General features: G+C 69.9%; 20 protein-coding genes. 5 read left to right on the top strand and 15 right to left on the bottom strand.

What is annotated here, in order from left to right:
• Positions 1 to 215 precede the first annotated feature (215 nt).
• From AB0A63_RS14035 to AB0A63_RS14045, 3 genes are all read right to left on the bottom strand, one after another.
• Positions 216 to 1,691: a hypothetical protein gene (locus tag AB0A63_RS14035; protein ID WP_360390031.1), complete on the bottom strand. Its 1,476-nt coding sequence runs from the start codon at positions 1,689 to 1,691 to the stop codon at positions 216 to 218.
• 92 nt (positions 1,692 to 1,783) lie between these two features.
• On the bottom strand, positions 1,784 to 2,245 hold the full coding sequence (locus tag AB0A63_RS14040) for a hypothetical protein (RefSeq protein WP_360390033.1): 462 nt from the start codon (positions 2,243 to 2,245) through the stop codon (positions 1,784 to 1,786).
• 24 nt (positions 2,246 to 2,269) lie between these two features.
• Positions 2,270 to 2,782: a GNAT family N-acetyltransferase gene (locus AB0A63_RS14045; protein ID WP_360390036.1), complete on the bottom strand. Its 513-nt coding sequence runs from the start codon at positions 2,780 to 2,782 to the stop codon at positions 2,270 to 2,272.
• Between the two features lie 71 nt (positions 2,783 to 2,853).
• On the opposite strand from AB0A63_RS14045, the gene AB0A63_RS14050 reads away from it, so the two are divergent.
• Positions 2,854 to 3,303 carry a helix-turn-helix domain-containing protein gene (locus AB0A63_RS14050; RefSeq protein ID WP_360390039.1) on the top strand — a complete coding sequence of 150 codons (450 nt, stop codon included), beginning with the start codon at positions 2,854 to 2,856 and terminating at the stop codon, positions 3,301 to 3,303.
• 36 nt (positions 3,304 to 3,339) lie between these two features.
• On the opposite strand, the gene AB0A63_RS14055 is transcribed toward AB0A63_RS14050, so the two are convergent.
• Together AB0A63_RS14055 and AB0A63_RS14060 are read right to left on the bottom strand one after the other, a co-directional pair.
• A complete protein-coding gene (locus AB0A63_RS14055; RefSeq protein ID WP_360390042.1) occupies positions 3,340 to 6,348 on the bottom strand; it encodes a BTAD domain-containing putative transcriptional regulator in 3,009 nt (1,002 codons plus the stop codon).
• A 106-nt stretch (positions 6,349 to 6,454) separates the two neighbouring features.
• Entirely contained in the window at positions 6,455 to 7,051 is a 597-nt protein-coding gene (locus AB0A63_RS14060; RefSeq protein WP_360390045.1) for a TetR family transcriptional regulator C-terminal domain-containing protein, read from the bottom strand.
• A 63-nt stretch (positions 7,052 to 7,114) separates the two neighbouring features.
• On the opposite strand from AB0A63_RS14060, the gene AB0A63_RS14065 reads away from it, so the two are divergent.
• From AB0A63_RS14065 to AB0A63_RS14075, 3 genes are all read left to right on the top strand, one after another.
• Positions 7,115 to 7,579 (top strand): DUF1453 domain-containing protein, encoded by a 465-nt coding sequence (locus tag AB0A63_RS14065; RefSeq protein WP_360390048.1) that lies wholly within the window; start codon positions 7,115 to 7,117, stop codon positions 7,577 to 7,579.
• 155 nt (positions 7,580 to 7,734) lie between these two features.
• Entirely contained in the window at positions 7,735 to 7,992 is a 258-nt protein-coding gene (locus AB0A63_RS14070) for an aminotransferase class V-fold PLP-dependent enzyme (protein ID WP_360391441.1), read from the top strand.
• A gap of 70 nt (positions 7,993 to 8,062) precedes the next feature.
• Entirely contained in the window at positions 8,063 to 8,416 is a 354-nt protein-coding gene (locus tag AB0A63_RS14075; protein ID WP_360390051.1) for a hypothetical protein, read from the top strand.
• Here AB0A63_RS14075 and AB0A63_RS14080 read toward each other — a convergent pair.
• The 5 genes from AB0A63_RS14080 to polA form a co-directional block, all read right to left on the bottom strand.
• On the bottom strand, positions 8,340 to 8,729 hold the full coding sequence (locus AB0A63_RS14080) for a RidA family protein (protein WP_360390054.1): 390 nt from the start codon (positions 8,727 to 8,729) through the stop codon (positions 8,340 to 8,342). The genes AB0A63_RS14075 and AB0A63_RS14080 overlap by 77 nt on opposite strands.
• Positions 8,730 to 8,756: 27 nt before the next feature.
• The gene (locus tag AB0A63_RS14085) at positions 8,757 to 9,659 is read right to left on the bottom strand and encodes a methionyl-tRNA formyltransferase (RefSeq protein ID WP_360390058.1); all 903 of its coding nucleotides are present in this window, start codon (positions 9,657 to 9,659) and stop codon (positions 8,757 to 8,759) included.
• Positions 9,656 to 10,885, bottom strand: coding sequence for an argininosuccinate synthase (locus AB0A63_RS14090; RefSeq protein ID WP_360390061.1), 1,230 nt, complete (start codon positions 10,883 to 10,885; stop codon positions 9,656 to 9,658). The genes AB0A63_RS14085 and AB0A63_RS14090 overlap by 4 nt, the downstream gene beginning before the upstream one ends.
• Positions 10,886 to 10,905: 20 nt before the next feature.
• Positions 10,906 to 11,649, bottom strand: coding sequence for a hypothetical protein (locus tag AB0A63_RS14095; protein WP_360390064.1), 744 nt, complete (start codon positions 11,647 to 11,649; stop codon positions 10,906 to 10,908).
• 719 nt (positions 11,650 to 12,368) lie between these two features.
• Positions 12,369 to 15,044 carry a DNA polymerase I gene (gene polA, locus AB0A63_RS14100; protein WP_360390067.1) on the bottom strand — a complete coding sequence of 892 codons (2,676 nt, stop codon included), beginning with the start codon at positions 15,042 to 15,044 and terminating at the stop codon, positions 12,369 to 12,371.
• Positions 15,045 to 15,149: 105 nt separating this feature from the next.
• Between polA and AB0A63_RS14105 the strand changes: the two genes are divergently transcribed.
• Positions 15,150 to 15,509 carry a hotdog fold thioesterase gene (locus AB0A63_RS14105; RefSeq protein ID WP_360391443.1) on the top strand — a complete coding sequence of 120 codons (360 nt, stop codon included), beginning with the start codon at positions 15,150 to 15,152 and terminating at the stop codon, positions 15,507 to 15,509.
• 160 nt (positions 15,510 to 15,669) lie between these two features.
• Here AB0A63_RS14105 and AB0A63_RS14110 read toward each other — a convergent pair whose 3' ends face one another.
• The 5 genes from AB0A63_RS14110 to AB0A63_RS14130 all read right to left on the bottom strand — a co-directional run bounded on the left by AB0A63_RS14110 (position 15,670) and on the right by AB0A63_RS14130 (position 21,113).
• Positions 15,670 to 16,386, bottom strand: coding sequence for an ABC transporter ATP-binding protein (locus AB0A63_RS14110; protein ID WP_360390069.1), 717 nt, complete (start codon positions 16,384 to 16,386; stop codon positions 15,670 to 15,672).
• The gene (locus AB0A63_RS14115) at positions 16,383 to 17,189 is read right to left on the bottom strand and encodes an ABC transporter ATP-binding protein (RefSeq protein WP_360390072.1); all 807 of its coding nucleotides are present in this window, start codon (positions 17,187 to 17,189) and stop codon (positions 16,383 to 16,385) included. The genes AB0A63_RS14110 and AB0A63_RS14115 overlap by 4 nt, the downstream gene beginning before the upstream one ends.
• Positions 17,186 to 18,898 carry a hypothetical protein gene (locus AB0A63_RS14120; protein ID WP_360390075.1) on the bottom strand — a complete coding sequence of 571 codons (1,713 nt, stop codon included), beginning with the start codon at positions 18,896 to 18,898 and terminating at the stop codon, positions 17,186 to 17,188. Before AB0A63_RS14120 ends, AB0A63_RS14115 begins: the two co-directional genes overlap by 4 nt.
• Positions 18,895 to 19,809 (bottom strand): branched-chain amino acid ABC transporter permease, encoded by a 915-nt coding sequence (locus AB0A63_RS14125; RefSeq protein WP_360390078.1) that lies wholly within the window; start codon positions 19,807 to 19,809, stop codon positions 18,895 to 18,897. The genes AB0A63_RS14120 and AB0A63_RS14125 overlap by 4 nt, the downstream gene beginning before the upstream one ends.
• A gap of 77 nt (positions 19,810 to 19,886) precedes the next feature.
• A complete protein-coding gene (locus AB0A63_RS14130) occupies positions 19,887 to 21,113 on the bottom strand; it encodes a branched-chain amino acid ABC transporter substrate-binding protein (RefSeq protein ID WP_360390081.1) in 1,227 nt (408 codons plus the stop codon).
• Between the last annotated feature and the right edge of the window lie 340 nt (positions 21,114 to 21,453).

Consider the following 21,453-nt stretch of genomic DNA (forward strand, 5'->3'; position numbering starts at 1 on the left):
GGCGGCGCGCACCACCTCCCGGTCGATTCCGTCGAGCACGATCCGGTCACCGTCGCGGCGGGCGGGCAGCAGGGCGTGCGCGAGCGGGTTGGCCAGGCACCCGTCCTCGCCTTGGCGCCCGACCCGTGCGTTCGGGTGCCCTCCAGGACCTGCTGACCCGCGAACGCGAAAGGGGCCACGGCGGTTCGCCGTGACCCCTTCTCCGCTGCGGCGGCTCAGCCGACCGTGCGGTCGCCGAGCAGCGCCCACTGGCTCCAGCCCGCCTTCTCCTTGTAGAAGCGGCGGATCGGCTTGCCGTCGTCGGTGCGGGCGAAGACCTCGATGGTCTTGGTCTGCGCGTGGTACATCGCGGTCGGCGCCCCGGAGACCTTGGTCGTGCCGAGCTTGGTCCACGCGGTCCAGCCGCTGTCGGTGGCACGCGAGTGCTCGACCTGGCCCTCCGCGCCGAGCTGCAGCACGTCGATCGAGCCCGTCGTCGTGTTGTAGACCGCCGACGGGGCACCGACGCCCTTGCCGCCGAGGGTCTTCCACACGCCCGCCGCGTACTGCTCGACGCTGCCGGCGGCGCTGCGGACGAAGACCTGGTCGACGGCGACGCTCGGGTCGCTGACGATCTGCACGTCGCCCTGGTCCTGCCACTTCTCGCCGTCGAACTTCACGAGCTTGCCGTCGTCGCTGCGGGCGTAGACGTCCTTGTCGAGCACGGCGGGGTCGCCGGCGACCTTGCGGTCACCCAGCGCGTCCCAGCGGCCGGCCGCGAACCGCAGCAGCGCGCCGTCCACGCCGCGGGCGAGCACCTCGACGGCCTTGTCCTTGTCGTTCCAGCGCAGCACGGGGTTGCCGGCCACGGCCGTGTCGCCGAGCGCGAGCCACTTGCCGTCGGCGCGGTGGTAGACCCGGCCGTCGGTGCCGCGCGCGTACAGCTCGACGATCTTCGTCGCCGGGTTGAGCAGCGCGACCGGGTCGCCGGCGAAGAGCTCGGGGCCCAGCTGCTGCCAGCCGGCCCAGCGGCTCGTCTTGTGGAAGTTCGTGATGATCGTGCCGTCCGCGGCGCGCGCGTAGACCTCGAGCGACTGCGCGGCGGTGTTGGAGATCTGCGGGCCGCTGCTCACGGCCGGCGCGTCGGTGACCGGGGTGTCGCCGGTGACCGCGCCGGCGCCGCCGGACTCGACCAGGCCGTTGTAGCGCAACGGCACGTACCGGCTCGCGGTCGCGGCGCTCCACACCCGCTGCACGGGACGGGACCCGTCCGGGCCTGCCTGCTCGCGCACGATCGGCCGGGTCTTGGCGGCGTCCGCCCAGCCGATGAACAGCGCCACGTGGTTGAGGCGGTCGTTCAACGCGTCGCCGGGGCGCAGGTCCTCCCAGTCGATGCGGTGCGCGACCTGTTCGAGGATGTGGGTGGTGTAGGAGATGCGCAGGCCCCACGCCATCGACACGTAGCCGGAGCAGTCGGTGCGGTAGGCGCCGTACTTGTTGCCGAAGCAGTCGCTCTGGCTGTAGGGCACCCGCGCGCTGATCCACGTCCGCGACCGCGCGAGGACCTCGCTGCGCGTGATCTTCGAGTTCGCCGCGTACGTCCCGCAGTTCGCGCCACCCTCGGCGGCCGCGACCGCGACGTCGGGCATGGCCAGCGACGAGCCGAACGTGATGGCCGCCGCGGCGACCGCCAACATCCCCAGCGATCTCATGCCGGTCACCGTAGCAAGGCGGTGTGAAGTTTTGGTCCGGTCGAACGGCCTGAGTTCGACCGGCCGGTCAACCGTGAACGGCCGGTCGGCGGTCAGTCGAGGACGCCGCGGTACCGCCGCGGCACGTACAGCTCCTCCGCGCTGTCGTACGGGTACCGGACCACCCGCAGCCGCGTGCGGTGCCCGCCCGCCTGCTCGTACGCCCAGTACCGGTCCCGTTCCTCCGCCCACGCCGCGAAGATCACGACGTGCCGGGTCAGGTTGGTGCCGTCGGTGCGCAGGACGATGTCGCCCGCGCGGAGCTCCGTGCGCTCGACCGCCGCGCTGACACCGGCGAGACCGGGGGTGTCGAGGCCGCCGTGGCGGTCGTCCGGCTTGCCGGGCAGGCCCCAGGCCATCGACACGAACCCGGAGCAGTCGGCGCGGTAGATGCCGTGCTCGTTCGCGTGGTACTTCGCCTGCCCGTACGGGACCGAGTCGCGCAGCCACGTGCACGCGCGTTCCACGATCTCGGCGCGGCCGATCCTGCGTCCGGCGGTGCGTGCAGTCGTCACGGGGCCATGGTCGAGCACCGACCTCTAAACGCCCTGCAAACTCGCTATAAGGTCCGCGTCGGTGACCTCGGCGGTGGCCCAGGCGAGCGGGTAGCTCAGCCGGATCGTGTCGATCTCCTCGCTCAGTTGCACACCGGGCAGCACCTTCCGCGCCAGCGCGAGCATCGCGTGGTTGCCGGGCAGCACGTCGCCGTGCAGCTCCGCGAACCCCAGCCGGGCGGCCACCTCGGTCAGCGCCTCCAGCAACCGCCGGCCGGCGCCGCGGCGCTGCCAGCGGTCGACGACGGCGACGGCGATCTCCGCGCCGCGCTCGCCGGTGCGGATGACGCGGGCGATGCCGATCGGGTCGTCGCCGACGCGGGCGCACACGGCGGCGTGCCGGGTGCCGTCGACGTCCACCAGCACCCGGCGCGCGGCGGCGGTGAGGCGCGGTGTCGGCGAGTGGAAGCGCTGGAAGCGGCTTCGTGCCGACAGACCGGCGAACACGGCGTCCACCGCCGCCGGTGCCGTGGTCCGGTCGAGCTCGGTGACGCGCATGAGACCCCCTGAGTTCGGAATCCGAACCGTAGCTGAGTTCGAAAAACGAACGCAAGGGATATCCTGGGGGCATGTCGTACGCGAGCTTCGCCAGCCTGCCGTGCACGCTGGGCCGCCCGGCCGCACTGCTGGGCGAGCGCTGGACGTTGTTGCTGCTCCGCCAGATCTTCCTGGGCACCCGGCGGTTCGAGGACTTCCAGACGACGATGGAGATCTCCCGCAGCGTGCTGACCGACCGGCTGAGCATGTTGCTCGACGAAGGCGTGCTCAAGCGCGTGCCGTACCAGGCCGATGGGCGCACACGGCACGAGTACCGCCTCACGGAGAAGGGCAAGGACCTCTACCCGGTGCTGATGGCGCTGCGGACGTGGGGCGAGAAGTGGATGCTGACCGAGCAGGAGGACGAGTCGTTCACGCTGGAGCACCGCGACTGCGGCGGTGGCGTGCGGGCGAAGGTCGAGTGCGCGGACTGCGGGGCCGAGCTGACCGCGCGGGACGTGCACGTGACGGCGCGCGGGTGACCTCGCCCGGCGGGTGGCGCCGGGCGAGGCCGTGGTTCACGCGGGCAGGTGCGCCGCCCGCCACTCGACGGCGCTGAGCCCCGCCAGCTCCCCCGCCTCCCGTGCGCGCAGCCCGGTGAAGAGCGCCTTGGCCTCGGCCCAGACCTCCTCGTCCCCGGTCGCGGCGGCGAGGTCGCGCATCGTGCGGGCCCGCCAGATCGGCAGCCCCAGCGCGGTCCACCGGTCCAGCGCGTCCCGCAACAGGCCGGCGGCCTCGTCGTCGCTGCCCCGCGCCAGCGCGGCCTCGCCGAGCGTCCTCGTCACGAGCGCCACGCCGAACCGGTCGTGCTGGCGGGTGCAGACCTCCAGGCACCCGGCCAGCAGGTCCTCGACGTCGGTGACACCGGCGGCCTCACCCGCCCGCAGCGCCGCCTTGGCGAGCGACTGGACCGCGTACGTGGCACCGAGCTCGTCCCCGGCGGCGCGCAGGACGCGCTCCGCGTCCCGGCTGAGCTCCACCGCCCGCACGTACGTCCCCTCCGCGCGGTGGCACAGGCTCAGCCCGCGCAACGCCAGCGCCTCACCGCGCTGGTCGCCGAGCCGCCGGTAGAGCTCGACGCACCGCTCGAACGCCGCGACCGCCTCGGTGAGGTCGCCGTGGTCGCGGTGGATCGCACCGACGCCGTAGCTCGCGGCGGCGACGACCCCCTCGTCCCCCAGCGCGATCGCCTGGCCGAGCAGCTCGCGGGCCGGTTCGAACTCCGCGAGGTCGCGCAGGACCGTGCCCATGCCCACGCACGCGACGGCGAGCGTCGCGGTCTCGCCGATGTCCCGCGCGATCTCCGCGGCCTGCTCGAAGTTCCGCAACGCCTCGACGAAGTCGTCCTGCTCGTAGCGCAGCTGCCCGAGCCCGGCCAGCAGCACCGCCTCCGCACGCCGGTTGCCGCGGTCGCGGGCGGCCCGCAGCGCGACCTCGTGGGTGCGCTGCCAGTTGCCGAACTCGTTGCGGGCAGCGAAGGGCGACGACAGCAGCGACGCGATGACGGTCGTGGTCAGCTCGTCGACACCGAGGTCGTGCGCGCGTTCCACGACCCGCACCACCGCACCGGTCTCCGCGTGCAGCCAGCCGGTCGGGTCCTCCTCGACGTCCTCGGCCAGCCGCGGGTCCACCTCGACCAGCGGGGCGAGCGGAGGGCGCAGGCCGAGCGTCACGCGCGGCAGGGCCCGCACCGCGGTCTCCACGAGCGCGAGCCACGTCGCGAGCGTGCGCGCGACGGCCGCCGCGACCTCCTCCGCCGGTTCCGCCGCCGCCTGCTCGGCGCCGAAGAGCTGCACCAGGTCGTGGAACCGGTAGCGCACCCGGCCGAGCTGGTCGACGCCCGCGACGTCCACCAGCCGCAGGTCCACCAGGTGCTCGACGACGTCCTCGGCGTCGTAGGGCGGGATGTCCAGCAACGGCGCCGCGACCCACGCGCTGAAGTCCGGCAGGTCGAGCAGCGACAGCAGGTGGAAGGCCCTGCGGTGCCGCGCGTCCAGCTCGGCGTAGTTGAGCCGCAGCGACGAGCGGATCGCCAGGTCACCCGTCTCCAGCTCGTCGAGCCGGCGCCGTTCGTCGGACAGCCGCCTGGCCAGCGTCCGCAGCGGCCAGTGCGGCCGGGCGAGCAGCTTCGCGCCCGCCGCCCGCACCGCCAGCGGAACCCCGCCGCACAGCCTCGTGATCTGCTGCGCGGCCTCGGGTTCACCGCCGACGCGCTCGGTGCCGACGATGCGGCTCAGCATCTCCGCGGAGACCTCCTCGCCGAGGAACCCCAGCTCGATCGGTTCCGCGCCCTCCAGGCCGGTGAGCCGGCTGCGGCTGGTGATGATCACGAAGCAGTTGGCGTTGCCCGGCAGCAGCGGCCTCACCTGCGCCTCGCTCCTGGCGTTGTCGAGCACGACCACCAGCCTGCGGTCCGCGACCGTGCGCCGGTACAGCTCGACGCGTTCGTCCGGTGCCGCCGGCTGGTCGTTGCCGGGGATGCCGAGCAGGCCGAGGAACCGCCCGAGCACCTCCTGCGGTTCGAGGTCGCGCCCGGCCCCGCGCAGGTCGGCGAACAGCTGACCGTCGGGGTAGGTGCGGCGCAACAGGTGCGCGGCGTGCACGGCCAGCGCCGACTTGCCGGCCCCGCCGAACCCGGAGACCACGACCGTCGGCGTCGCGGTGCTGTCCGCCGGCGCCTCGCACAGCGCCATGACCTGCTTGAGCGCCTCCTCGCGGCCGGTGAAGTCGCTGATGTCCGGCGGCAGGTGGTGCGGGACCACCTGCGGCCGGACCACGACCGGTGCCGGCACCGCCCTGGCGGGCGACTCCTCGATCGTGCCGTTCAGGATCGCGGTCTGCAGGTCCCTGAGCTTCTCGCCCGGCTCGATCCCCAGCTCGTCCAGCAGATACTCGCGGGCTTCCCGGTACACCGTGAGCGCATCCGCTGTGCGCCCCGCACGGTGATATGCCCGCATGAGCAGCTCACGTGTCTCCTCGCGTGCCGGGTGCGCGTTGGCCAACGCGGTGAGCCTGCTGATCGCGTCCTGCTCCCGGCCCTGGTGCAGCTCACACCTGCCGAGACCTTCCTCGGCGCTGAGCCGCTGCTCGCCGAGTGCGAGCGCGTGCCCCCGTGCGAACTGCGCCTCGACCCCGTGCAACGCCGGTCCGCGCCACAGCGCCAGCGCCTGCCGGTAGTGCGCGACGGCGGTGCTCAGGTCCCCTGCCCGCTCCGCCTGCCGCGCCGTGGCGACGTGCCCGGCGAACATCTCGGCATCGCTGTCGACGTCGAGCACGTACCCCGGTGCGCGCGTGATCAGCGCTTTGTCGAGCGCCCTGCGCAACGACGACACGTAGGTGTGCACCAGCGCGACCGCGGTCTGCGGCGGCTGGTCGTCCCAGATGAGGTCGATCAGCCGTTCCACCGGCACGACCTGCCTCGGTTGCAACAACAACGCGGCGAGCAGGGTTCTCGGCTTCGGTCCGCCGAGGTTCACCTGTCTGTCGCCGACCCACACTTCGACTGGCCCCAGTACGAGCGCTTTCACGCCCACACCCCCATCCCCCAGTAGATGAGCACGCGTGTGCGTCTACGAGGATGCACTACTCGGCGTTCGGGGCAACGCGTTTCGGCGTTCCGGGCCACGACCGGTGCTACCGCAGCGACTCCAGGTGCCGGTGCAGCAACGCCACCGCCAGTTCCGGTGTCATCCGATCGGGGTGCAGCACCCCTCCCACGGTGAGCCCGTCCACCAGTGCCGCCAGCCGCTCGACCTCCACCCGCACGTCGAGGTCCGCGGCGGCGGTGCCCTCCGCGACCATCCGACGCACGACCTCCCCGCAGAGGAACCGCAGCCCGTCGTACAGCCGTTCGGCGTGCGGGAGCAGGGCCGGCCTGGTTCGCGCCGCCGTCGCGAAGGCCAGCCACAGGACGGCTTCGTCGCGGCGGCGGTCGTCCAGCGGCAGCACCTCCGACAGGACGAGCACACCCGGCCTGCACTCGGCCTCGCCCAGCCGCTCGACGTGGGCCAGCACGCGGGCGCCGATCGAGTCCACCAGCGCCTCGACCGCGAAGACGATCATCGCGTCGTGGCTGTCGAAGTAGTGGCGGACCGAGCCGATGGCGAGGCCCGCCTCCAGGGCGACGGTGCGCAGCGAGGCGCCCTCGACGCCGTCGCGCACGACGACGCGGAACACCGCCTCGGCGACGTGCTTGCGGCGGGCGGCGGGATCGACGACTCGGGGAGACACGGCCACTTTGTAGCACGACCCTGCTAGTTTAAGTAGCATGGTCATGCTACTTAGGGGGAAGCCATGACGTATCTGCTGATAGCAGCGGGTGTCCTGTACGTGCTCGTGCGCCGGTTCCTGGGTGAACCGCTCAACGCCAGGGACCTCCTCGCGCCACCCGTGTTCCTGCTGTTCTTCGGGATCAGGGCGACGACGGACTTCCACGCGAGCTACCTGTTGCCGCTCGCGGCGGGGTTCGCGTTCGGCGTGCTCCGGGGCATCACGACCAGGCTCTACGAACGCGACGGGCACCTGTGGCAGCGGTACACGCCGTGGACGTTGCTCGCGTGGGTGGCGTCGATCGGCGTGAGCACCGGGCTCGGGTTCCTGATCGGCGGGCACGCGCCCACGCAGCTGTCGATCGGCGTGAGCATGCTCGGCGAGCTGTGCGCGATCGGTGCGAAAGCGCTCAGCACCGGTGTTCCGTTCGCGCGGGAGGAGACACGGGGACCGCTCGCGAGGTTCCATGACAGGCGTGGGTCGTCGTGACTTCCTCGTCTGAGCCGGACTGCTCGCCGTCGCACCGGCCGCGGCGTCGGCCGTGCAGGGACTGGACTGGGGCGCCGTGCGGCGCAAGTTCCGGCTGGACCCCGATCTGGTGAACTTCGGCCAGTTCTACCTGGCGTCGAACCCGCGCGAGCGCGATCACCCCGCGCACCCGTGCCGTCGGCATCACCTGGGTGCAGTCCAGCACGGGCCTGCGCATGCCCGTGCGCACGTGCGCCGAAGTGGTCGCCGAGGCGAACAGGGGACGCGCGCAGGAGGACCGCTGCCTGCTGGTCATCGACGGTGTGCACGGGCTGGCCGCCGTGGACGAGGACCCCGCGCGGACCGGCGCGGACGTGTTCGTCGCGGGCACGCACAAGTGGTTGTCCAGGCCGCGCGGCACCGGCATGACGTAGGTGAAGCCGCAGGTGGTGCCACTGCTGCCGAGCCTGGGCGGCCGCGGCGGCACGGCGCTGCCGGGACCGCGTGGCCGCCCGGATCACCGAGCTGGCCACGCGGTTCAAGGAAGGACTCGCCGAGCTGCCCGGCGTCACCGTGCACACGCCCCGCGACCAGGACCTGTCCGCGGGGCTCGTGTGCTTCGACGTCACCGGGCAGACCGGCGACCAGCTCGTCGCCCGCCTTGAGCGGAAACGGATCCAGATCACCACCGCGCCCTACCGGCGGCCCCATGCGCGGATCGGCGCCGCCATCACGAACACACCGGAGGAGGTGGACCGGACGCTCGCGGAGATCCGGTCGCTCACCCGCTGGTGGCCGCGACGACCTCGATCTCCAGGAGCCACTCCTCCTCGTAGATGTCGCAGGCGATCACCGTGACCGCCGGCTCGTGGTCACCGAGGACCTCTTGGCGCACGCGGGAGTTGGCGCCGCGGTACTTGCGGTCGGACAGGAACGTCGTCGCCTTGACGATGTTCGTGCGGTCCATGCCAGCCGCTTCGAGCGCGGCGAACACGTTCGCCCACGCCTGGCGGCACTGGTCGTCGAAGTTGTCGGGCACGTTGCCGTCGGCGTCGACCGGGATCTGACCGCTCACGAACAGCAGCTTGCTGCCGCCGGGCACGCTGGCCGCCTGGACGTAACCGGGACTGGGGATCGCCGTGTTGATCGGCGTGAAGGATGCGGTACGCACGCACCGCATCCTCCCGCATGGCCACGATCAGGTGAGCCGGCCGCCCATCTTCTTGAACACCTCGGCCGCCGGACGTGCTTCTTCGCCGTCGACCTGGACCTCCAGCAGGATGATCCCCTCGGTGCCCGTCACGACCGCGACACCGCCGTCCGCCTGCCGCACGACCCGGCCGGGCGTGCCGCAGAAGCCCATCGACGGCGGCGCGGCCCTCTTCACCGCGACCTTGCGGCCGTCGAGCATCGTCCAGGCGTTCACGTACGGGTCGGACTGGCCGCGGACCAGGTCGTAGATCTCCCTGGTGCTCCTCGTCCAGTCGATCCTGGTGTCGTCCTCGGTGATCCGGTGCCAGAACGTGCGCTTCGACGCGTCCTGCGCGGTGCCCCGGTCGCCCGCGGCCAGCTTCTGCAGCGCCTCCAGCGTCGCCGGCACGTACTGCGCGGTCACCTGCTCGTAGACCTCGGTGGCCGTGTCGTGGTCGCCGATCGGCACGACCCGCTGCACCACGACGGGCCCAGTGTCGAGCTCGGGTTCCATCAGGTGCACCGTCACGCCGGTCTCGCTCTCGTGCTCCCGCACCGCCCAGTTGACGGCACCGAACCCGGAGAACTTCGGCAGCAGCGCGTCGTGCACGTTCAACGCGCCCAGCCGCGAGGTGGTCAGCAGCTCGCCGGGCAGCCGGGTGCGCCAGTTCGTGGACACGATCGCGTCCGCACCCAGCTCCCGAAGCTGCGCCGGGAGCTCGGGCTCGCGCCCGTTCGACGAGATCACGGACCGCAGCCCGTGCTGCTCGACCAGGTCGGCCACGTGGGGCTCACCGAGCCCGGTGAACTCGGTGCGGTGGGTCAGCACCAGCACGACGTCGTGGTGTTCGACGAGCGCGCTGAGCACCACCGCGCCGAGTTCGCCGTAGCCGAAGAAGACGATCCTCATGAAACTCCCTCAGGCGCTGGGTCGGCCGCCGCGGCGACCGACGCGAAGCGCAGCGCGTTCATCCGGATGAAGCCCTCCGGGTGGTGCCGCTCGTAGGCGGCCGCGCCCACGCCCGCCTCGAACGACACGCGCTTGCGGCTGTGCCGGGAGAACGGCGAGGTGCGCCGCAGCACGCTCACGTTCCCCTTGTACAGCGCCACCTCGACGTCGCCGGACATGTTCTGCTGGCTGTGGTCGATCGCCGCCTGCAGCATCTCCCGCTCGGGGGCGAACCACAGACCGCGGTAGACGAGCCTGGCGTAGCGCGGCATCAGCTCCTCCTTGAGCAGCGCCACCTCGCCGTCGAGCGTCAACGCCTCCAGCGCGCGCCGCGCGGTCAGCAGGACCGTACCGCCGGGGGTCTCGTACACGCCACGCGTCTTGATGCCGATGATCCGGTTCTCGACCATGTCGACCCGGCCGACCGCGTGCTTCGTCGCGAGCTCGTTGAGCTTGCCGAACGTGTCGGTCGCGCTCAGCGGAACGCCGTCGACCGCGACCGGGTCGCCGCCCTCGAACGTGATCGTGACGCGCTCCGGCTCGTCCGGTGCCTCCGCGAGGTCGCGCACCCGGAAGAACACGCCGTGCGGGGGCAGTGCGCCGGGGTCCTCCAGCACCTCGCCCTCGTAGGTGGTGTTCATCAGGTTCTGGTCGACCGAGTACGGCCGCTCGGCCGCACCGGTGCTGTCGATCTGGATGCCGTGGTCTGCGGCGTACTTGAGCAGCTGCGAGCGGGTGTTGAGGTCCCACTCCCGCCACGGTGAGATGATCTTGATGTCCGGGTTGAGCGTCTGGTACGCGAGCTCGAACCGCACCTGGTCGTTGCCCTTGCCGGTCGCGCCGTGCGCCACGGCGTCCGCGCCGACGGTCTTCGCGATCTCGATCTGCTTGGCCGCGATCAACGGCCGCCCGATCGCCGAGCCGAGCAGGTAACCGTCCTCGTAGACGGCGTTGGCCCGCAGCATCGGGAAGACGTAGTCCCGTGCGAACTCCTCGCGCAGGTCCTCGACGAACACCTCCGCCGCACCGATGGCGTACGCCTTGTCCCTCGCCCTGTCCAGCTCCTCACCCTGTCCGAGGTCCGCGATGAACGCGACCACCTCGCACTCGTAGGTCTCCTTCAACCACGCCAGGATGACCGAGGTGTCCAAACCGCCGGAATAGGCAAGAACCACTTTGTTGACCACGACGCTCCTCATACTTTATTTCAGACGCGGAAAAGGTCTTCCATGGTTTCGTGCGAGATTTCCTTGCTCAGATCCCGCTCGGCCGCGTAAGCCATGTTGATGATCGTGCGCGTGGCGCCTTCCTCGACCGGGTGCACGCGGTGCAACGTGGTGTCGGTGCGCAGCAGGTAGATGTCGCCGGGCCGCAGCTCGTACGAATAGATGGGGTTGTTCACCAGCTGCTTGAAGACCTGCGGGTTCTTCTTGTCCCAGGACGTGCCGGGCACCGTCTGCACGAACCCGCCGAACTCGACATCCGGGCAGTCCACCACGTAGATGACCCCGAAGCTGTAGTCGTCCCAGTGCCACCCGTGCGTGTCACCGGGGCGCTCGAGGTGGGTGATGACGTAGTGCTCCGGCTCGTACGGGCACTCCAGAACCTGCTCACCTGCGACGTTGCTCAGCGCCCTGATGAAGGCGGGGCTGCTGTAGAGGTCGACGGTCGCACCCGCGTGGGCCCGGATGTCGGCCGCCGTGACGTTGCGCATGTACCGCGGGCTGTTGCTGGTCTCGGCGAGGTGCAGGTCCCTGCGGATCGACTGCTCGGCGAGCAGGTCGTTCACCTCTGCGGCCACCATGGCTTTCACGTCGGCCGGCAACAGGTAGGACACGAGCGCGAAGCCCGTTTCGTAGAACGACTTGCGCGAGGCCCACAGCTGCTCGTTGTCCACCTCGCGGTGAACGTGCTCCTCGATGGACGAATCCAGTGAAGTGACGATGGACAATTCCGTCTCCCCGGTCGGTCGTTTGCAGCCGAAAAAATCCCCCACTGAAATCGGCTCCTAATGTGACGCCCCGACAGCCTGCTGGTTTTGTTCAGCCGGTGTCAACGGCGGTTAACCGGGGTGGTTCGATGCCGGAATGGGCGGGATCAACGTCCGTTATGGCTGCAGCGCGGGCGGCGGTGCCGTTCCGGGCGGCGGGACCTCGGCGCCCTCGGCCACGACACGCGGTGGTTCCCGCGTCACCTCGTGGGCCGTGCACCCTCCGACCGCTGCGAGCGCGACCAACCCGGCGGCGGCGAACGGCGCAACGCCGATCCGCCTGCGGGGCCGGTCCTCTTCGCGCACCGGGGCTACCCACGTCGGCGGCGGTTCAACCACATCGGGTTCGAGTTGTCCGGCCTCGTGCGGCCCCGGCACGAACAGGACGCCGGTGCGCCACGGCCACCCTGCCCGGTGGCTGACCGGCCGGCGGGCGCGGGTGGTGGCATCACGGCCGATGACCGCGGTCTACGCGCGCGGTGCCGATGTCAAGGCCGACTCGGTACGCCATGAGCGGGCCGGACGTGTGCGGACACACCATTGGAGCGTTCCCACCGACTGGCGTGGGAGCGGGGCCACAGCCGAACTCTTCCCCTCAACTCGTTGACGAGCAACAAATTGAGGGGAAGAGTTCAGGTTCTACGGCAAGTTTTCCAGTGCGGCGGAACGGATCGGTCGCGCTAGTGCGCCGCGTCGTCCCACGAACGGCCGACGCCCACCGAGACCTCCAGCGGCACCTGGAGCTGGTAAGCGTTGCCCATCTGGTCGCGGACCAGGGCCTCGACCGCCTCGCGCTCGCCGTCGGCGATCTCCAGCACCAGTTCGTCGTGGACCTGGAGCAGCATGCGGGAACGCAGGCCGGAGGACTCCAGGGCGCGGAAGACACCGAGCATCGCGACCTTGATGATGTCCGCGGCGCTGCCCTGGATCGGGGCGTTCAGCGCCATGCGCTCGGCCATCTCGCGGCGCTGGCGGTTGTCCGAGTTGAGGTCGGGCAGGTAGCGGCGGCGGCCCAGCACGGTCTCGGTGTAGCCGTCCTTGCGGGCCTTCTCCACGATCTCGTTGAGGTAGTCGCGCACGCCGCCGAAGCGGGAGAAGTACGCCTCCATCTGCTCGCGGGCCTCTTCGGTGGGAATGCGCAGCTGCTGCGACAGGCCGAAGACGGACAGGCCGTAGGCGAGGCCGTACGACATGGCCTTGATGCGGCGGCGCATCTCGCCGGTCACCTCGGAGGTGGGGATCGAGAACGCCTGCGAGGCAACGTAGGTGTGCAGGTCCTCGCCGGAGTTGAAGGCCGCGATCAGGCCCTCGTCGCCGGACAGCGTCGCCATGATCCGCATCTCGATCTGGCTGTAGTCGGCGGTCATCAGCTCGGCATAGCCCTCGCCGACGACGAACGCCTGCCGGATGCGGCGGCCCTCGTCGGTGCGGATCGGGATGTTCTGCAGGTTCGGGTCCGTCGAGGACAGCCGGCCGGTCGCCGCGATCGTCTGGTGGAACGTCGTGTGGATGCGGCCGTCGTCGGCCACCGACTTCAGCAGGCCGTCCACAGTGGACTTGAGTCGGGTGACGTCGCGGTGCGACAGCAGGTGCTGCAGGAACGGGTGCTCGGTCTGCTCGAACAGGTTCTGCAGCGCGTCGGCGTCCGTGGTGTAGCCGGTCTTGGTCTTCTTCGTCTTCGGCATGTTCAGCTCGTCGAAGAGGACCGCCTGCAGCTGCTTGGGGCTGCCGAGGTTGATCTCCTTGCCGATCACCGAGTACGCGTCCTGCGCCGCCTGCTTCACGCCGGCCGCGAAGTGCGCCTCCAGCTCGGACAGGTGGTCGACGTCGATCGCGATGCCGACGGCCTCGACCTCGTCCAGCACGTTCATCAGCGGCAGCTCGAGGTTCGCCAGCAGGTCGGCGCCGCCGATCGTCACCAGCTCGGCGTCGAGGCGGTCGGCGAGCTCGGCCACGGCGCGGGCGCGCAGGATCGCGCCGGTGGCGACCTTGGCGGCCTCCTCCGACTCGTCCGACAGCAGCGACAGCTGGCCGTCACCGGACTCCTCGGCCCGCAGCTCGCGCTTGAGGTAGCGCAGCGCCAGGTCGTCGAGGGCGAACGAGCGCTGGCCGGGACGCACCAGGTACGCCGCGAGCGCCGTGTCCGAGGTCAGGCCGCGCAGCTTCCAGCCGCGGGCCCGGACCCGGCGCAGCGGCAGCTTCAGGTCGTGGCCCGCCTTGGTGACGCCCTCGTCCGCCAGCCACGCGGCGAGCGCCTGCTCGTCGGCCTCGTCGAGGCCTTCGACGGCGACGTAGCCGCCCTCACCGGAGGCGGTGCACAGGGCGACGCCCTCGACGTCCTGGCCCGCGATCCGCAGCGCCACGCCGACGCGGGCGCCACGGGCGTGCTCGTCGAGCCATGTGGCCAGCGTGCCGGCCGGGATCGCGCCGCCGGAGACCTCGAAGCCCTCCTCGGCCTCGGGCTCCGCCGTCGACAGGGTCTGGAACAGCCGGTCGCGCAGGACGCGGAACTCCAGCTCGTCGAACAGCCGGTGCACCGCGTCGCGGTCCCACTGCCTCACCGCCAGACCGTCGATCTGGTACGGCAGTTCCAGGTCGCGCACCAGCTCGGTGAGCTGGCGGTTCATGATGATGTTGCTCAGGTTGCCGCGCAGCGCCTCGCCGACCTTGCCCGGCACCTCGTCCACGCGGTCGACCAGCCCGTCGAGCCCGCCGAACTGGTTGAGCAGCTTGATGATCGTCTTGGGGCCCACTCCGGGCGTGTTCGGCAGGTTGTCCGACGAGTCGCCGCGCACCGCCGCGTAGTCGGCGTACTGCTCGGGCTTCACGCCGTGCTTCTCCTCGACGTAGGCCGGGGTGAACCGGCCCATCTCGGACACGCCCTTGACCGGGTACAGCACCGTCACCTTGTCGTTGACGAGCTGGAACGCGTCCCGGTCGCCGGTGACGATCTCCACCTCGAAGCCCTGCTCCACCGCCTGCGTGGTCAGCGTGGCGATGACGTCGTCGGCCTCGAAGCCCTCCTTCTCCATCTTGCAGATCTGGAGCGCGTCGAGGACCTCGCCGATCAGCGAGACCTGGCTGCGGAACTCGTCCGGCGTCTTGGAGCGACCGGCCTTGTACTCGGGGTACTGCTCGGAGCGGAACGTCTTGCGGGAGACGTCGAACGCCACCGCCACGTGCGTGGGCTGCTCGTCGCGCAGGATGTTGATGAGCATGGACGTGAACCCGTACACGGCGTTCGTGACCTGCCCGGTGGCCGTCCGGAAGTTCTCGGCGGGCAGGGCGTAGAACGCTCGATAGGCCATCGAGTGACCGTCGATGAGCAGGAGCCGCTTCACGTCTGAGGGAGTCACGAGCCCGAGTCTAGGGTGGTGGTCTGACAGTTTCGCTTGAGCCCTGGAGCGCACGTGATCGGCGACCTGCCCACCGAGTACGCAGACGAGCAGTTGCACACCCGCATGGGCATAGAAATCACCCGATGGGATGTCCAGGAGATGGTCGGCACCATGCCGGTCAAGGGCAACCGCCAGCCGTTCGGGCTGTTGCACGGCGGCGCGAACGCGGTGCTCGCCGAGCTGCTGGGCTCGGTCGCGGCCACCATGCACGCGGCGTCGTTCGGCTCCATCGCCCTCGGGCTGGAGCTGTCCTGCACGCACCACCGCGCGGCGCGCGAGGGGATCGTGACGGGCGTGTGCCGCCCGCTCCACCTGGGACGGTCCACGGCGACGTTCGAGATCGCCATCTCCGACGAGGAGGGCAAGCGGACCTGCACCGCGCGCCTCACGTGCATCATCCGCCCCAAGGCACCGGGGGCCTGAGCACCGGGGCAGGTCCCACCCGGTGTCCACAGTGGATGCGGCGCTGGCCTGGAGCCACCTGCGCTTTCGACTCGTCACGCCCGAACGTGGACCACGGCCGGGCTGAACAGCGAAACGGGGCGGAGGAAGGTTCCTCCGCCCCGTTCGCCGTGCTACCGGCTCAGTGCGACTCGCCCAGGTACGCGTCGCGCACCCGCTGGTCGGCCAGCAGCTGGTGCCCGGGACCGTTCAGCGTGGTCCGGCCGAGGTCGATCACGTAGCCGTGGTGCGACAACGCGAGGGCGGCCAGTGCGTTCTGCTCCACCAGGAGGATGGTGGTGCCGAGCGACTGCAGCTCCTTGATGGTGTCGAAGATGCGCTGGGTCATGATCGGCGAGAGGCCCATGGAGGGCTCGTCGAGCATGAGCAGGCGCGGCTTGGACATCATCGCGCGGCCGATGGCGAGCATCTGCTGCTCACCGCCGGAGAAGAGGCCGGCCTTGTTGTGCCGGCGCTCGCCCAGGACGGGGAACAGCTCGTAGACCCGGTCCATGTCGGCCTGCACGCCGTCGTCCTTGCGGACGTAGGCGCCGAGCTGGAGGTTCTCCTCCACGGTCATCCGCGGGAAGAGCCGCCTGCCCTCCGGTGAGTGCGAGATGCCCATGCCGAGGATGGCGTGGGCCGGCTCGCTGTGGATCGGCTTGCCCTGGAACAGGATCTCGCCGGACACCGGGCGCAGCAGACCCGAGATGGTGCGCAGGGTCGTGGTCTTGCCCGCACCGTTCGAGCCGATCAGCGACACGATCTGACCGGCCTCGACGGTGAACGAGATGTCGCGGACGGCCTCGATCGCGCCGTAGGCGACCGAGAGGTTGCGGACTTCGAGCAGCGGGCTCATGCCTGCTCCCCCTTCGCGGCCTCGATGTCGTGCTCGACTTCCTCCGGCGGCTTGCCGAGGTAGGCCTCGATGACCCGCGGGTCAGCGCGCACGACCTCGGGGCTGCCCTCGACGAGCAGCTCGCCCTGCACGAGCACGGAGACCGAGTCGCACAGCCCGAAGATGAACTTGATGTCGTGCTCGATGACGACCACGGACACACCCGTCTCGCGGATGCGGAAGATCAGCTGCTGCGTCGCTTCCGTCTCCTGCGGGTTCATGCCCGCAGTGGGCTCGTCGAGCAGCAGCACCGACGGGTCGGTGGCCAGCGCGCGCGCGATCTCAAGACGGCGCTGGTCGCCGTACGGGAGGTTGCGCGCGAGCTCGTCGTCCGGTCCGCGCAGGCCGACGAACTCGAGCAGCTCGCGGGAGCGCTCGCGGGCCGCCTTCTCGCCGCGGTGGTAGGCCGGGCCGTGGAACAGCGACGCCAGCGGGCCCTGCTTCATCCGCACGTGCCTGCCCACCATGACGTTCTCCAGCACGGTCATGCTGGGGAACAGCCGGATGTTCTGGAACGTGCGGGCGAGACCCGCGTCGGTCACCTTGGCCGGGTCGCCGGGCAGGACGTTGCCCTTGAGCAGCACCTGGCCGGTGGTCGGCGTGTACAGACCCGTGAGGCAGTTGAAGAACGTGGTCTTCCCCGCGCCGTTCGGGCCGATCAGGCCGACGATCTTGCCTTCGTCGAGCGACAACGTCACGTTCTTCAGCGCCTTGAGGCCACCGAAGACCATCGAGACGTCACGCGCCTCCAACACCGGCGTCACGCCTTCGCCTCCTTCGGCAGCTCGTCGACGTGGGTGCCGTCGACGTTCTCATCGGCCAGCTCCGCGCGCCGGTGCGCGTCGGGGATCAGGCCCTGCGGGCGGAACCGCATGATGAGCACCAGCGCGAGGCCGAAGATCATCAGGCGGTAGTCCTCGAAGTCGCGCAGCTTCTCGGGCAGCACGAACAGCAGCGCGGCACCGAGCACGGCGCCGGGGATCGAGCCCATGCCGCCGAGGATGACCGCCGCGAGCAGCGTGATCGACTCGAGGAACTTGAACGACTCGTAGGACACGGTGCCGTTCTTGTGCGCGAACACCGCACCCGCGAGACCGGCCAGCATGGCGCCGATGAGGAACGCGAGGATCTTCATCTTGCCGGTGCGGATGCCCATCGCGCGGGCCGCGTCCTCGTCCTCGCGGATCGCGATCCAGGCACGGCCGATGCGGCTGAACTTGAGGTTCGCGAACACCGTCATCGTCGCCGCGACCAGCAGCACGATGAGCACGTAGTAGAGGACACCGGCCGGCAGCTTCACCGAGCCGAGGGTCAGCTGCTTGTTGAACTCAGTGCCGAACAGCGACAGCTGCGGGACGCCCGGGATGGCGTTGGAGCCGTTGGTCATGCCGCCGATGTTGTTCTGCGCGGAGCGGGTGAAGATCTCACCGAACGCCAGCGTCACGATCGCCAGGTAGTCACCGCGCACGCGCAGCGTCGGCGAACCGACGATGGCGCCGAAGATGCCGGCCACGACCGCCGCGATGACCGCGGCCACCGGGAACGGCAGGTCGATGCCGAAGTTCGCGGCGGCGGCACCGGAGAAGTTCGCCGCGACGAGCGCGCCGATGCCCATGAACGCCACGTACCCGAGGTCGAGCAGACCGGCGAGGCCGACGACGATGTTCAGGCCGATCGCGGTGGCGGCGTAGATGCCGATGTTCGCCGCGACCGTCATCCAGTACTCGTTGCCGGCGTCGGTGAACGGCAGCAGCAGCGCGCACGCCAGGAGCACGATCACGCTGAACACGCGGTGTTCCTCGGACAGGTGCGAGATCCACTTGGTGTAGCCGATGCCGTTGAGCGCCGCCAGCAGTCCGCCGGCGAAGCCGAGGAACGACAGGAAGATGGCGCCCGCGTACGGGTTGCCGGCACCGACACCGCCGGTGGTCAGCATCGCGGAGACGGCGTAGAGCACCGCGCCGAACGACACCAGCAGCACCAGGTACGCCACCGGCGTGCTGAGCTTGATCCGCCAGTTGCCGGGCGGCTCGATGCCGATGCCGTAGCCGGCGAGGATCACCAGCACACCGGCGACGACGCCGGCGATGCTGCCGAACGCCACCACGTCCTTGTACGCGGTGATGGCACCGAACCCGCCGCCCTTGACGACGAGGTAGATGCCGTTGATGGCGGCCACCGACAGGACGCCCCAGCCCAGCGCGCGCACGACGCGGCCCTTGGACGGGGTCGGCGCGAAGGCGGCGACGAGCACGAGCACACCGAGCACCAGCATGTGCCAGCGGAAGCCGGTGAGCGCGAACGGCGCGTCGAAGAACGACAGCGTCGACTTGTCCGGCCAGTTCCCGTCGTTGAGCGGGAACGTGACCCACGGCAGCATGGCCGCGACGATCGACAGCACGCCGCCGACGGCCGCGAACGGCTTGCCCAGTGGCGCGAGAGCGGAGCGCTTCTCAGCAGCGGTCGTGGTCATGCGCGCACCCTTTCCGGCTCGCCGAACAGACCCTGCGGGCGGAAGACGAGCACGAGGATCAGCACGACGAAGATCCAGACGTAGTCGTACTGGGTACCGCCCGGCATGTACTGGCCGGCGAGGGTCTTGATCAGACCGATGATGAACGCGCCGATGACCGCACCGCGGATGCTGCCGACGCCGCCCAGCACGGCCGCCGTGAAGGCGAAGATGCCGTTCTGGAAGCCCATGTCGATGTTGATGTTGTTCAGGTATCCGCCGAACATGACGCCGGCGACACCGGCGAGCACGGCACCGAACACGAACGTCAGCACGATCACGCGGTCGGGGTTGATGCCCATCAGCTTCGCGGTGTCGGGGTCCTGCGCGGTGGCCCGCATCGCACGGCCCATCCGCGACCGGTTGATGTAGGTCTGCAGCAGGATCGACAGACCGACCGACAGCACCACGAGCAGCACGCCGGTCCACGGCACGCTGATGGGGCCGAGGGCGAGGCTCCCCGTCGGGAAGACCTTCGGGTAGGGCAGGTTGGACGTGGCGTCGGGGTACCAGACGCGCACGGCCTCCTGGAGGAACACCGAGACGCCGAGCGCCGTGATGAGCGGCGCGAGCCGGGGCGCGTTGCGCAGCGGCCGGTAGGCGAAGCGTTCCATGACCACGGCCACGACGACCGCGACGAGGATGCCGCCCAGGAACATCAGCGGCAGAGCCACGGCAGGCGACTTCTTGAGGTCGTCAGGAAGAAGCGTGAACGTGGCGAGTCCTCCGTACGAGGACACCATGAAGACTTCACCGTGGGCGAAGTTGATCAGCTGGATGATGCCGTACACCATCGTGTACCCGAGGGCGATCAGGGCGATCAAAGCGCCCTGCACGACCCCGTTCGCCAGCTGTTGGAGCAGGACTGACACGACTACCTCCGTAGACGGCGGGGGCGAGCAAACTTCGCCCGCCCCCGCCGCAGCTTCATTTAACGATCAGCAGTCGGTCAGCCCGTGTACTCGCCGGTCTGCACGTCATCCCACTTGGTGCCGGTGACCTGGTAGACGGTCAGGACCTTGTTGGTGCTGTCGCCGTACTGGTCGAACTTGACCTCACCGGTGGCGCCGGAACCGCTGTAGGCACCGACGTTGGTCAGCATGGCGTCGCGCTTGGCGTCGCCCCACTCGCCGCCCTCGACGGTCTTGGCCAGACCACCGATGATCGCGTTCGCGGCGTCGTAGGAGAACGCACCGTAGGCGGCGAAGTCCTCCTTGCCGAACTTCTCCTTGTACGCGGTCACGAAGGCCTTGGCGGTCTCCAGCGACTCGGTCGGCGCACCGACGGAGGTGGCGAGGTCGCCCTCCTTGCCGCCGAGGTCGATGAACTTCTGGTCGTAGATGCCGTCGCCGCCCATGAGCGGGACGTTCAGGCCGTTGTCCTTCATCTGCTTGGACAGCGGACCGGCGGCCGGGTACTCACCGCCGTAGTAGACGGCCTCGGGCGCGAGGCCCTTGATCTTCGACACGACGCCGGAGAAGTCCGTGTCCTTCTCACCGACGGTCTCGGTGCCGACGATCGTGCCGCCCTTCTTGGCGACCTGCTTCGCGAACTCGTCCGCCAGACCCTTGCCGTAGGTCTTGCCGTCCGTGATGATCGCGATCTTCTTCTTGCCGGCCTTCTCGACCATGTAGTTGGCCGCGAACGGGCCCTGCAGGTCGTCGGTCGCGCAGACGCGGAAGTAGTTGTCGAACTGCCGCTTCGGCGCCGTCAGGAAGTCGTTGCCCCTGGTCAGCGACGGGTTGGTGTTCGCGGGCGACACCTGCGGGATCTTCTTGTCGCGCAGGATCGGCTGCACCGTCTGGGCGACCGACGAGTTCAGCGTGCCGACGACGCCGACGACGTTCGGGTCGGTCGACAGCTTGGTGGCCGCCTGGGCGCCCTTGGCCGGGTTCGCCTCGTCGTCCTGGGCCGACACCTGGAGCTTGTAGCCCTTGACGGTGCACTTCTTGTTGGCCTCGTCCACGGCGAGCTCAGCGGACTGCTTGATGCCGATGCCGAGCGCCGACAGGTTTCCGGACAGCGGAGCGACAACGCCGACGGTCAGCGTGCCCTTCGACGTGTCGCAGCTGCCCCCGGTGCCGCCCGCTTCGGTCTTGTCATTCGTGCCACAGGCCGCGACGACGAGCAGCGTGGCGCCGACGATCGCTGCGGACTTCACAAGGTGCTTACGCACGTGAGTCCCTCCTCTATCCGTGCTCACTGCGATGGCGAGATCTCCGCGCACCGCTCCACGCCCCTCTGCTGAGGGATGGCCGGACCCTAGGCGCTGATTGTGACCCCAGTCATCAACGCCAATGGGCTCGTGACCATAACGCAACTCGGCGTTATGTTTTGTTTAAGGAAAGTCACCGTCAGTAACCTTCGTTCACTCTTTGGACTGCTGCCATAGCCTGGGCGTATGACTCCGCGTCGTCGTTTGGTCGCAGTCATCGCTGCCGCCGGGGTGCTGACCTCGGCGGTCCTGCTGCTGCGCGACCCCGGCCCGGACCCTCAAAACCCCAGCTCGGAACCTG

Origin of the sequence: Lentzea sp. NPDC042327, from assembly GCF_040647275.1 — a bacterium.
Lineage (GTDB): Bacteria > Actinomycetota > Actinomycetes > Mycobacteriales > Pseudonocardiaceae > Lentzea.